The following is an 11,184-nucleotide window of genomic DNA, read 5'->3' on the forward strand; positions in this document are numbered from 1 at the left end:
GCCACGACTCCTTTGCGAGCGTGGCGTTTGTTGTTTTGTCCCCTAATTCCTAATCCCTGTTCCCTAATCCCTGCTCTTACGCTCTCAGCTCTCGCTTAGCCGTCTCCGCCACGCGACCCAGATCGGAAACCGTCAACACGCGGATCGCCTCATGCTCCATGACGCTGATGCCAAAGCCATACTGCTCGGGATCGCTGATGCGGGCGAACGGTTCCACCACTGCAGTCAGCTCCAGTTCTATGCCTTCTACCCGCTGCACGCCGGCACGCAACGCCGCAGCCGAGTAGGCTAGGCCCTTGGCGCCCTCTGCATCGCTCTCCAGGGACACCGCATGGAACATCCGCACCTTGCCGTTGCGATACCCACAGTCCAGCTTCAGGGGATCGCCCGCCTGCGTGTACTGCGCGGCGGAGATACGTTTGTGCATCAACCGCCAGACACCGGCACTCTCAAACTCCTCGCGCATCGTACCCACGATCGCCGCGCGTCCGCTCGTCTTGCGGCGCGTTGCCGGAGCCTTCAGAGGCTCGACGTACATCCGCATCAACTGCTCCATCTCCGCAGGCAGGTTCTCGGCCAGCGTGGCGCGCATAGCTGTGATCTGCACGCTGTTGGAGAGCGAATCTTCCAACACTTCGAGCACGGGTTTCGCGTTGAGTTGCGGTGCTGTTTCCAGTCGCGCTCCCAGCTCGGCTTCCAGCGACTCCAGCAGCGCGACGTCAGCCTCGGCATCCATACAGCGAACGCGGCTCCAGTCCCGCGTAAACCGGACGACCGCCTCCGGGTGACCGGCTTCGCGCAGCACTACGCCGATATTCGCGAACTCGCCCTTCACCACATCCGGCACATAGCGGATCAGCGAGAACTCGCACTGCATGCGTTCGGACATGTTGAATCTCCTGTTCTTAGCTTATGGGTTTCCTTCAGCTACGAGCGATGAGAAAAACGGCGATGAGTCGAAACAGATTCTCGTAACTCGCAGCTCACAACTCGCCTCTCATAATCGAAAACCAACCTCCGCTACATCACAAACTGTTGTACACCCGCCGCTACCGCAACGCTCTTTGACGGGAGCCAGTTCGGAAATGGATTCCGCTGCGACTCCCGGAAGGCAGTGATACCCTCTCGCACACCTGAGCGCCGCTGCAAAAGCGTCTGCATCAGCTGCTCGATCGTTGCGGTATCGCCTCCGTACCACTCGGGCGGCACGGCCTCGGCGATCTGCCAGAGTTTACTCTCTGCAAACTCTTCGATGCGACTGAGCCAGGGCTCGAAGCTCTGCCAGCCTGTCACACCGGCATACACATAGTTGCGCGGAAACACGCCGCGTAGCACAGGATCGGGAAACGTCCACTCCCCCGCATTGAAGCAGAAGCCCTGGTCGATGAAGATCGCGCGGTATCGCCGTTCGCGCGGGCGGCGCTCGAAGACTGCCTGCCGTCCGTTGCAGTTGCCCGTCCACTTGTCCAGGCAGAAGATCCCCGCGAACTCCGCGAGGTTGCGCAGCTCGGCCATCTGCGACTCGGGCAGGTAGTCGACGACCTGCCCGGGATTCAGTCCACCCACAAACTGGCTGCCGAACTGCAATCCCGCCGCGCAGGGCTCGGACACATTGCGCCTGCGCTCGACGACCATCTCCGGGCTGTTGGCGATCAGCCACGGACTTACTTCGATCACGTCGGTCTTCGGCACGCTCAGGCCGACGGCCTCCGCCAGGCGCGTGGCGATGAGCTCGTTGGCGAGCACCCGCAGGTGCTGCGGGTTGTTCTGAAACTTGACGACCCACAGGTTGCCGTCAGAACCCAGCATCAACAGGCTCTGCGCACCGCCGCGCAGACGGTGAATCGCTTGGGTTGCAATGACGGCCAAAGGGGTATCTCCACAGCCATGATAGTGAAAAGTGGCAGTTGCAGACTCACTTGTCACTTATCACTTGCCACTTTCCACTCTGTCTCTGTTGCCCCCACACACGTTCACCCGCTACCATCGCGAGATGGAACAAAGTCCCAGCTCTGCCGCACGCCGTACCGAAGACATCGCGCTCGACCTCCTGAAGTTTGTCGCCGGACACGCCAACCTGGGCCGCCCTGCGGCCTCGTCCACGCCCGGCTTCGGATTGCCCTCCTCCGCAAAGCCCGAAGACCAGGTCAACGCTCTGCTCGAGCTCTATGGCCGCTGCCGTGAGGCCGTGGAATCTCCAGCCCCAGCAAAGAAGTAACCGTGAAGCCCCTTAAAGTTGCCGTCGTTGGGGCCGGAGCCTTCGGCCACAATCACCTGCGCGTGTATCGCGAGCTGGAGAGCGCACATCCCGAGCTCGTCCAACTCGCCGCGCTTGTCGAGGCCCACGCCCCAACCCGCGAAGAGGCTGCCGCGCGCTACGGCATCCCTGCCTTTAGCTCTGTAGAAGAGTTATTCGCCGCCGGGCTCTCCCTGGACGCGGCTTCGGTCTGCGTGCCCACGGTCCACCACGCCGCACTCGCCGAGCAGCTCCTGAACGCCGGGCTCGATGTCCTCATCGAGAAGCCCTTCGCCGCCTCTCTGGCCGAAGCTGATCGCGTCCTCGCGCTGGCCGGCTCGCTAGGCCGCATCGTCCAGATCGGTCACCTCGAGCGCTTCAACCCGGCGGTCACCGCCGTCGCCGAGCGGCTCAACAACCCCATGTTCTTCGAGTCCCACCGGCTCAGCATCTTCACGCCACGTTCGCTGGACGTGGATGTCGTGCTCGACCTGATGATCCACGACCTGGATGTGGTTCTCTCGCTGACCAACTCCCCGATCCGCGAGGTGCGTGCGGTGGGACTGGCCGTCCTCTCCCGCAAGGTGGATATCGCCAACGTGCGGGTGGAGTTTGACTCCGGCTGTGTCGCGAACTTTACCGCCAGCCGCGTCAGCACGGAGCAGGTGCGCAAGCTGCGGCTGTTTCAGCCGCACCAGTACCTGTCGCTGGACTTCGCACGGCAGGAGCTGCTGTCGATCGACGTCGATCCCTCTGCGGCAGCCGCCTTCCTGTCTCGTCCAAGCCCCCAGGACTTGTCCGTCACACCTGCAACCGGGGCGGGAGCAATTCTGCAGCACCCCTCCGCCGGACTCAACCTGCAGAAGTTCGACCTGCCGAGAGCCGAGCCGCTACGGCTGGAGCTCGAAGACTTCCTTCGCGCCGTGCGAACCCGTACCGCGCCACGCGTCACGGGCGAGGCAGGACGAGCAGCGTTATCCCTGGCGTTGGAGATCAATCGAGAGATTGAGGAACACGCAGAAAGAGCAGGGATAAAGCAGGGATTAGGGATTAGGGAACAGGGAACAGGGAACAGGGAACAGGGAACAGCGAACAGCAATACAAATACAAACGCCACGACTCCTTTGTGAGCGTGGCGTTTGTATTTTCTAATCCCTAATCCCTGTTCCCTAATCCCTGCTTTTTGCTAATCAAGCTTCTGTACAGTCACTCCGGGCGGAATCGGCAGCTCGAACTGGTCGTCGTCCAGCTTCTCATTGAGTGTCAACTGAGTGATCTCAACCTTCAGCGAGTACTCGTCGAGCGGGCGTTTGATCGTGATGAGCGCGGGAAACTGCTGGTCGCCATAAGGCTGGTAGTGATCGTAGGTCGCCTGCGTTTCGACCTGCCCGTCGTTGTTGTAGATATCCTGCTGGAAGGGCAGCATTGTTACGCGGTTGATGTGGATCGTACGCGTGCGCTGCAGGATGGCCGGATTGCCATCCTTCTTCTTCATGATGGTGAGTTCGTAGTCGGGCTCTTCGATGGCTTCGTGATGCTTCTTATCAAGCTCCAGCACGCGCGTCGACTCGGTCAGCGTAACGAGCTCGTCCGCACCAACACCGGGAATCATGAACGAGTCGAAGAACACGGGGGGGCGCAGATTCTCCAGCCCATTCTTGGAACGCTTCGTCACCGTATTCGATCCCTGCCGCCAGATGTAACCGTGTGTCGAGGCGTTTTTCAGGGTGAACGTATCCCCGTTGCTGACCATGTCCAGCGCTTCCGAGCCCAGCAGCGGCAGCGTCATAATCACACGGAGATCATGCGGCTTCCGGACAAAGATGTAGCCCTTAAACGAGGTGTACTGGACAACTTTGCCCTCTTTGCCCCCACCCGTAGTAGCTGTAATCTGCACAGAGGCTTTGAGGCTTTTGATGGCCGCATCGCGGTCGGAGACTTCCTTCTGCAGCTGCTCGACGCCTGCGGAGCGGTAGACTTCGGGGGCCTGGGTCTTCTGGACAATACGCGTCGTCCTGTAGCATCCGGTCAGACCGGTAGACAACAGCACAAATAACAACGGAAACGCTTGAGATCTCTTCATTCGGTGCAAGTTTCAGTATATCGACTAGCGCAGACCCCGTGCGGATTCAGATATTCGGAGGTATGTAGTCATTTGATACCGGAGCCGCCAAAAAGTTTGCACTTTCTTGCTTTTAACGTCCGGCCCGATAGGCCGCTACGTTCGTGTCATGTTCCGCCAACGTCCGGGCGAAACGAGTCGCCCCATTCGCATCCGCCACGAAATAAAGAAAGTCCGTCTGCGCTGGATGCAGCGCCGCCTTCAACGCCGCCATACCCGGGTTGCAGATCGGCCCGGGAGGCAGGCCCGTGTGCGTGTAGGTGTTGTACGCCGAGTCCGAGTGCAGCTCACTCTGGTGGATCACTCCCGTCCACGTTCCATGCAGCAGCGACGCGTAGATCACCGCCGGATCGGTCTGCAGGGGCATCCCCGCCTCCAGCCGGTTCTCGAAGACCCCCGCGACCACCGGGCGTTCCGCGTCGATGTGGACCTCTTTTTCGACCAACGAAGCCATCGTGACGGCCCGTGCCGTGTTCCCATCAGCCAGCCCCAGCCGCGCCGCCTGCTGTCCGAAGCGCCGGGTCATCACGGTCAGCATCTGCAACGGCGTCGCGTGACGGCTGAACTTGTAGGTATCGGGGAAGAGGTACCCCTCAAGCGAAGCGGCCTTGGGGCTCCAGCGGGCGATCAGCTCCGTATGCTGCTGCGCGGCGCTCAGGAAACCTTCGCGAGAACCCAGCCCCGCCACGGCAATCGCCTGCGCGATATCGAAGAGGTTATAGCCCTCGGGAATGACCAGCGTCAGGGTATAGACATCGCCGCGATGCAGCCGGGCGTAGATCTCGGGGAGCGAAGCCGGGTGGTCGAAACGATACTCGCCAGCCTTGAGCGAACCGTTTTTCAGCGTTTTGAAAAGCTCGAACGCCAGCTTGCTGCGGATGATGCCCGCCTGCTGCAACTGTGCCGCAGCCCCCGCGGTCCCAATGCCCGGCGTGATCTCGACAAAGGTCTCCGACGAAGGCCCATAGGGCAGAAACACGTAAAATCCCGCCGCAGCAGCAGCCAGAACGATCAGCACCAGGAGAAACTTCAGCAGTCGCACGCACCCCACCCCTGCTTCGCATTCTAATGACTGCTCGAGACTCCTTGCCCTGCCGAGGACACATCGGCTCCATGCGTCAGCGGCTCGAAGACGAACATGTGCATATCCACCGGCACGGGATACTGCTCCACATGCTGCTGGATCCACTCCTTCGTCTCAGGCAGAGGCACTCCGAGCCGGTTGTGGTACTCGTTATACCCCACCACAAACGTCGCTCCCTGCGCGTAGTGCACCGCGCCTCCGCAGACGAGGGTCGGCACAGGGTCCTTGCGCAATAACAGGTGCGCGTGGAACTCCAGTGCAGGCAACAGCCGCTTCTCTTCGGCCTCATAGAGCTTGTCGCCCTGGATATGCGCCGTCTCGGCGGCGGCCATCGTCGACGAGATGCCGTAGCTCGTATGACCGAGGTCGCGGCACGTCTCCTGCGCCATGCCGTCCACGCTGGCGTTCAGATTCGTCGTACCGTACCAGCTCGTCTCTCCGCTTGCGCGCGGCAGCCGGCGGGGGTGCGCTCCATCCAGCGCCGAGTTGTAGAAGTAGGCCGGCACGCGCTGCAGCCACAGGTCCTCGGCATGCTTCAGCAGGGCGTGGTCGTCGGTAAATACCGCGATGCCGGTCATCGCGTCGATCATGCTCAACTCCCAGTTGCCGTTCGAACCGGAACCGTCGTGAATGAGCGGCAGGATGACCTTCGTCAGCATCGCCGAAAAGGCCGCAATATCCTCCGGCTTCCACCCTGCATGGCTGTAACGCAGAATCTCCGCTGACCGCGGCCAGGTCTCGCCGCTCCAGGCGGCCTGCAGCGGGGCGTTCGAGTTGGTATAGCCGTGCAGGTTATGCCCATAGGCGTTGACGATGCGGATCGCATTGTCCGCGTAGCGATGGTCCCCGCTGATGTACCAGAGCACGGACTGCAGGTACGCCGCGCTGGCATCCGCATCCTCGGCATGACAACCATGGTCAGGATGAGAGACCGGCCCGCAGTCGATAATTCCTGTCGAAGGCGGTCCCTGCAACTGGTAGTCCAGCGCTCCGTACTCGCTCGCCACGGCCTTCTGGTACTCGCTGTAGAAGGGCTCTGCTTTGGCCTTGACCTGGGCCTTTACAAAATCGAGCTGGGGCCCGCTCACCAGCACCCCGGGATGCTGAAACGCCTGGGCAACACAGATTCCGCTGAAAAACGAGACCGCCAGGACGACCGGCGCAATACGACGCAGCAGAGACATGAACTTCTCCTTGGATGGCTGGGGGGGACGGGAACGACTGGGGAACGAAACAGCCGTGCTTCAAAACGCAGAGAAGTGTAGCATTCACGCGCTTGAGTAGGCCACGTTCGCCACAACCCGACCTTCCTGCTGAACCTAGACGTACCGCACTCAAACTTAGTCTCATGGACAGGGCTCGGGTTCCGTACACTGGTCTTCGTGGAGACTTCCCCTCGCATTCTCGCGCTCGACGTCGGCGACCGCCGCATCGGTCTTGCCATAACTGATCCGCTGGGTCTTACGGCCCAGCCGCTCTTCACGCTGCATCGCACCTCGCTCCGGGCCGACCTGAAGTCCGTAGCCCGGTTCATTCGCCAGCACAAGGTCACGACTGTCGTGGTCGGCAATCCGCTCCACGCCGACGGCTCTCCCAGCCCCCAGGCCGCCAAGGCCCTGGCCTTTGCCGCCGCCGTGCGCGAGGAGCATCCCACGCTTGCACACCATCTGCTCGACGAGCGGCTGACCACGCTTGAGGCCCACGCCCTGCTGGATGCCGCCGGACACAGCGCCCGCACCGCAGGCCGGAGCCACGGCAAGACGATCGACCGCAAAGACCTCATCGACCAGGTTGCCGCGACGCTGCTGCTCGAAAGCTTCCTCTCCGGCGACAAGCCAGCGTTGCTCCCAGACCCGGACGCCGACGGAAACACCTAAGCTTCCGGCACGGATGAGCACTCCTCATCGCTCTCTCCCTCGCAGCTCGTGGCTCTACAGGAAACAGCCGGTGTTCCCTGGCCACAAGCGCCGTGCACAAGGGCATCGGACGCGGGGCGGAAGGGCAAGTCTCGTATAATGGAGTTTTCACTCCACCGCCCTGTCGGCACCCGCCGAAGGCCCAGCAAAGCAGACCCAAGCATGGAAGACATCAAAAAGGCTCTTGAAGAGCAGATCAAGGCACTCGAATACGAACTGACCACCGAACTCCCCGCCGAGATTAAAAAGGCAGTCGCGCTCGGAGACCTCTCCGAGAACGCCGAGTATCACTCGGCCAAGCAGCGTCAGGAGTTCGTGAACGCGCGTCTCGGCCAGCTCAAGAAGCGTATGGGCGAACTCGCCATGGTGAACCTCGACAATATCCCGAGGGATAAGGTCGGCTTCGGGTCTACGATTGTCGTCTTCGACAGCACTAAGGACGAAGAGATTACCTACAAGCTTGTGACCAGCGAAGAGGCAGACGTAACCAAAGGCCTCATCTCGACGACTTCACCCATCGGCCGCGCGCTGCTAGGTAAAGAGATCGGCGACACCGCCACGGTCGTTACGCCCAATGGCAAGCGCGAGCTTGAAGTACTGAAGCTGACGACGATTCACGGCGTAGCGGCATAACGCTGTCTATCCTTCGAGTATCCTGGTACCCCTCCACTGTTGACCTCTTTTATCGGGCTCTGGCAGTCCTATCGAGAGCCTTCGATCAAGAGGTCAACCTTGTTTATGGTCGTAAGAGATTCATAAACGTCGCACTTCGCGAGCCATCGCGATAAACTAATCCCTGTACCCTCATGACCTGGACACGCGCATTCGGTAAAGGCAGCGGCTGGCTGCTGCAGAAGATCGTCAACGGTCTTGCGCTTTCGCGCATCTCGCCGAACACGCTTACTTTCATCGGACTCATCATCAACGTCGTTGCGGCCTTCTTCTTCGGCTACGCACGCGCGGATAACAATGTCCGCATGTTCCTCTACGCCGGCCTGGTCATCATCGGCGCGGGGCTGTTCGATATGGTCGACGGCCGCGTTGCGCGCCAGACCAACCAGGTCTCCGTCTTCGGAGCCTTCTTCGACTCCGTGCTGGACCGCTACTCCGACGTCGCGCTCTTCTTCGGCCTGCTGGTCTACTACGCTCGCGGCAACCGCTTCTTTTATGTCTTTCTCGCGGCCTTCGTCATGACGGCAAGCCTGATGGTCAGCTATACACGCGCTCGTGCCGAAGCTCTCATCGGCTCCTGCAAGGTCGGCTTCATGGAGCGGCCTGAGCGGATCGTCCTGGTGATTCTGGGCGCGCTCTTCAACCGCTGGGGAGCGATGGCTCCTGCGCTCTGGGTGCTCGCCGTGCTCTCGACCATTACCGTCATCCATCGCATCCGTTACACGTACCTCGAGACCGAGCGGCGCAAGCTGGCGTTGAACACGTAGAACAGTACCGATCTATCCCTCTACAGCGGGCGGCCCCGAACGCAAACAAGCACAAAGCGGCGTGTAGACTTATTCTTCATGCGCCCGGTACGACCCCAATAAACTATGGCCACGGCTACCGCATCTCCGGTTCGAACCCTGCGTGAGCACGTCCTCGCGCTCGAGGGCGCGATTGCCCTCTGCCTGGACAAGCCACGCCCTAAAGCTGTCCACAAGGTTCGTACCGAAGCCCGCCGGATCGAGGCGCAACTCGAGTTACTGGGCCTGCTCAAGAGGCTGCCCTCCTACCGCTCTGAGATGAGTCGCTCCCTGCGGCTGCTCAAAAAGATTCGCCGGGCTGCCGGACGCGTCCGCGATCTCGATGTTCAGCGCAAATTATTAAAGACTCACACCGCTGAAGACGAAAAGCAGATCGAACAGCCTACGGATGCCAAGCTCAACGAACTCGCCGAGCTTGGAGAGCTTCGCCAGATCCGCAAGCAGCGCCGCAAGCGTGCTGCCCGCAAGCTTCTGAAGCTGCTCAACAAGCGACAGGCAAAGCTTGCCTCCGCCTTCGACGCGCTGCTGACCGCGCTCGAGCCTGCGCAGGAACTTCAGCTGCCCGCAGCCGAGCTCCTGCGCCTGGTCGATCAACACTTTCGCGGCACGCATGCTCTCATCATCCGCCACCCTTCGAGCGAGCATCTGCATTCCATTCGCAAGGCTGCGCGCATTGCACGTTACCAGGCAGAGCTCGCGACGAACTCCGCAGCCGCCACGCGTTCGGCACAGCGCTATGAGGCGCTCCAGGTCGCCGGCGGCCAGTGGCATGACACACTCGCACTTGCCGCCGAAGCAGCAACCGAACTGGGTGACAACCACAGCACCGCTGTCTGTTTTAGCCAGCTGCGCGACCAGCACCTCGCCGACTATCGAGCCTTGCTCGAACGTGTCCGCACCTGAGAGTTTTCCATGCGCATTGGCTTCTTCGGCGGCAGCTTCGACCCACCTCATCGAGGCCACCTCACTGTGGCTCGTACAGTAGCAGCTACTTTCAGGCTCGACCGTCTCCTGCTGGCCCCCACCGCACAGCAGCCACTCAAGCCAGGCGGCGCTGCTGCTTCCTTCCAGGACCGCCTCGCCATGGTCGAGATCCTCTGCCGGGGAGAGGCTCGATTCGAGCCCTCCGCGTTGGATGCCCCACGAATCCACAACGGACCCAACTACACCATCGATACCCTTCGACATCTACGGGCCGAGTTCGCCCACTACCCGGAGGTCTACAGCATCGTCGGTGCAGACTCTTTCCTGGACCTGCGCCGCTGGCGTTCGCCCGATCTACTGCTCGACATTGTGAATTGGATCGTCGTCAGCCGTCCAGGCTTTGCTCTTTCAGCACTCAACAAACTCGATTTGACGCCTGAACAACGCGCGCACGTCTACCTGCTGGAGGGCGTTACGGAACCTGTAAGCGCCACCGAGGTTCGCGCCTGTCTGCGTGAGGGCCGCGACTGCAGCGAACTCGTTCCGTACGACGTTCTCAGCTACATTCGGGAACACCATCTTTACGGCGCCTAGAGCTGTCTCCGGCTCTGAACGAAGTCAAGAGGGAACCTGCTGTTGTTACTCACCCCTACATTTCAATGCGGCTCAAACCGGAAGGGCGCAGTTTCAGCCATACTGATTACTCACGACTCTTTCGTCCTTACAGCGCCTCACCTGTACTAGGATGGAATGTCTAAAGGAGTTTCATGCCCAGTACCGAAGTAAACCAGATGCTCGCCGCCGCCGCTGCTGCCTGCGAAGACAAGAAGGCAGAGGACATCCGCATTCTTGCACTAGATCCATCGGAGAGCGGCCTGACCGACTACTTCCTCATCTGCAACGGCACCAACGATCGCCAGAACGTCGCGATCAGTGATGAGATCGAAATTCGCCTGAAGCGCGAATTCGGCACCTATCCCAATTCGGTCGAAGGCCGCCGCCAGGGCGACTGGGTCCTGATGGATTATGTCGACTTCATCGTCCACATCTTCTCCCCGGAGAAGCGTGCGTTTTATGGACTGGAGCGTCTGCGCAAGACGGCAACGCGGTTGAGCATCGAAGATCTGAACGCGGAACTCAGGTCTCAGATCAACGCTTCGCGAAAGAAGAAACCCGCACCGGCAGCCGTGGCTCCGAAGAAAGCCGCCCCAGCTAAAAAGAAGTCGGCAACGGTCAAGAAAACCGTAGCAGCAAAGAAAGCCGTCCCCGCAAAAGCCGCGAAAAAGGCTCCTGCAAAGGCCTTGAAAAAGGCTCCCGCGAAAAAGGCAGCCCCTGTGAAACCAGCAAAGAAAGCCCCCGCCAAGAGCGCTGCGAAGAAGACTGCGAAATCGCGCTCGTAGCAGCTAGTGAGTTAGGCAAATCCC

13 protein-coding genes are annotated in these 11,184 nt (G+C 60.7%); 8 read left to right on the forward strand and 5 right to left on the reverse strand.

From position 1 onward, the window contains the following. Window positions 1-76: 76 nt before the first annotated feature. Window positions 77-889: a DUF3037 domain-containing protein gene (locus tag ACIX8_RS23970; RefSeq protein WP_014267994.1), complete on the reverse strand. Its 813-nt coding sequence runs from the start codon at window positions 887-889 to the stop codon at window positions 77-79. Window positions 890-1,020: 131 nt separating this feature from the next. Beyond that, window positions 1,021-1,869, reverse strand: a complete 849-nt coding sequence (locus ACIX8_RS23975; protein WP_014267995.1) for a HipA family kinase — start codon at window positions 1,867-1,869, stop codon at window positions 1,021-1,023. A gap of 31 nt (window positions 1,870-1,900) precedes the next feature. Between ACIX8_RS23975 and ACIX8_RS23980 the strand changes: the two genes are divergently transcribed. Both ACIX8_RS23980 and ACIX8_RS23985 read left to right on the forward strand, forming a co-directional pair. Beyond that, window positions 1,901-2,218 (forward strand): hypothetical protein, encoded by a 318-nt coding sequence (locus ACIX8_RS23980; RefSeq protein WP_223295429.1) that lies wholly within the window; start codon window positions 1,901-1,903, stop codon window positions 2,216-2,218. A gap of 2 nt (window positions 2,219-2,220) precedes the next feature. Then, on the forward strand, window positions 2,221-3,366 hold the full coding sequence (locus ACIX8_RS23985) for a Gfo/Idh/MocA family oxidoreductase (protein WP_014267997.1): 1,146 nt from the start codon (window positions 2,221-2,223) through the stop codon (window positions 3,364-3,366). A 56-nt stretch (window positions 3,367-3,422) separates the two neighbouring features. Here the strand turns inward: ACIX8_RS23985 and ACIX8_RS23990 are convergent, their stop codons facing one another. From ACIX8_RS23990 to ACIX8_RS24000, 3 genes are all read right to left on the reverse strand, one after another. Continuing rightward, on the reverse strand, window positions 3,423-4,319 hold the full coding sequence (locus ACIX8_RS23990) for a LolA family protein (protein WP_014267998.1): 897 nt from the start codon (window positions 4,317-4,319) through the stop codon (window positions 3,423-3,425). A gap of 112 nt (window positions 4,320-4,431) precedes the next feature. Continuing rightward, window positions 4,432-5,400, reverse strand: coding sequence for an endolytic transglycosylase MltG (gene mltG / locus ACIX8_RS23995; RefSeq protein ID WP_014267999.1), 969 nt, complete (start codon window positions 5,398-5,400; stop codon window positions 4,432-4,434). Window positions 5,401-5,423: 23 nt separating this feature from the next. After that, a complete protein-coding gene (locus ACIX8_RS24000; RefSeq protein WP_014268000.1) occupies window positions 5,424-6,626 on the reverse strand; it encodes an alginate lyase family protein in 1,203 nt (400 codons plus the stop codon). A 198-nt stretch (window positions 6,627-6,824) separates the two neighbouring features. On the opposite strand from ACIX8_RS24000, the gene ruvX reads away from it, so the two are divergent. From ruvX to rsfS, 6 genes are all read left to right on the forward strand, one after another. Further along, window positions 6,825-7,319, forward strand: a complete 495-nt coding sequence (ruvX, locus tag ACIX8_RS24005; RefSeq protein WP_014268001.1) for a Holliday junction resolvase RuvX — start codon at window positions 6,825-6,827, stop codon at window positions 7,317-7,319. Window positions 7,320-7,520: 201 nt separating this feature from the next. Beyond that, a complete protein-coding gene (locus ACIX8_RS24010; protein ID WP_014268002.1) occupies window positions 7,521-7,991 on the forward strand; it encodes a GreA/GreB family elongation factor in 471 nt (156 codons plus the stop codon). A 173-nt stretch (window positions 7,992-8,164) separates the two neighbouring features. Further along, on the forward strand, window positions 8,165-8,797 hold the full coding sequence (locus tag ACIX8_RS24015) for a CDP-alcohol phosphatidyltransferase family protein (protein ID WP_014268003.1): 633 nt from the start codon (window positions 8,165-8,167) through the stop codon (window positions 8,795-8,797). Between the two features lie 105 nt (window positions 8,798-8,902). Next, window positions 8,903-9,739: a CHAD domain-containing protein gene (locus tag ACIX8_RS24020; RefSeq protein WP_014268004.1), complete on the forward strand. Its 837-nt coding sequence runs from the start codon at window positions 8,903-8,905 to the stop codon at window positions 9,737-9,739. A gap of 9 nt (window positions 9,740-9,748) precedes the next feature. Then, entirely contained in the window at window positions 9,749-10,354 is a 606-nt protein-coding gene (gene nadD, locus ACIX8_RS24025) for a nicotinate (nicotinamide) nucleotide adenylyltransferase (protein WP_014268005.1), read from the forward strand. Window positions 10,355-10,527: 173 nt separating this feature from the next. Then, a complete protein-coding gene (gene rsfS, locus ACIX8_RS24030; protein ID WP_014268006.1) occupies window positions 10,528-11,160 on the forward strand; it encodes a ribosome silencing factor in 633 nt (210 codons plus the stop codon). Window positions 11,161-11,184 lie beyond the last annotated feature (24 nt).

The organism is Granulicella mallensis MP5ACTX8, from assembly GCF_000178955.2.
GTDB lineage: Bacteria > Acidobacteriota > Terriglobia > Terriglobales > Acidobacteriaceae > Granulicella > Granulicella mallensis.

Coding starts and splice junctions, on each gene's coding strand:
- ACIX8_RS23970 (WP_014267994.1), bottom strand. CDS start 889: ATGTCCGAACGCATGCAGTGCGAGTTCTCGCTGATCCGCTATGTGCCG.
- ACIX8_RS23990 (WP_014267998.1), bottom strand. CDS start 4,319: ATGAAGAGATCTCAAGCGTTTCCGTTGTTATTTGTGCTGTTGTCTACC.
- ACIX8_RS24000 (WP_014268000.1), bottom strand. CDS start 6,626: ATGTCTCTGCTGCGTCGTATTGCGCCGGTCGTCCTGGCGGTCTCGTTT.
- ACIX8_RS24010 (WP_014268002.1), top strand. CDS start 7,521: ATGGAAGACATCAAAAAGGCTCTTGAAGAGCAGATCAAGGCACTCGAA.
- ACIX8_RS24015 (WP_014268003.1), top strand. CDS start 8,165: ATGACCTGGACACGCGCATTCGGTAAAGGCAGCGGCTGGCTGCTGCAG.
- ACIX8_RS24020 (WP_014268004.1), top strand. CDS start 8,903: ATGGCCACGGCTACCGCATCTCCGGTTCGAACCCTGCGTGAGCACGTC.
- nadD (WP_014268005.1), top strand. CDS start 9,749: ATGCGCATTGGCTTCTTCGGCGGCAGCTTCGACCCACCTCATCGAGGC.
- rsfS (WP_014268006.1), top strand. CDS start 10,528: ATGCCCAGTACCGAAGTAAACCAGATGCTCGCCGCCGCCGCTGCTGCC.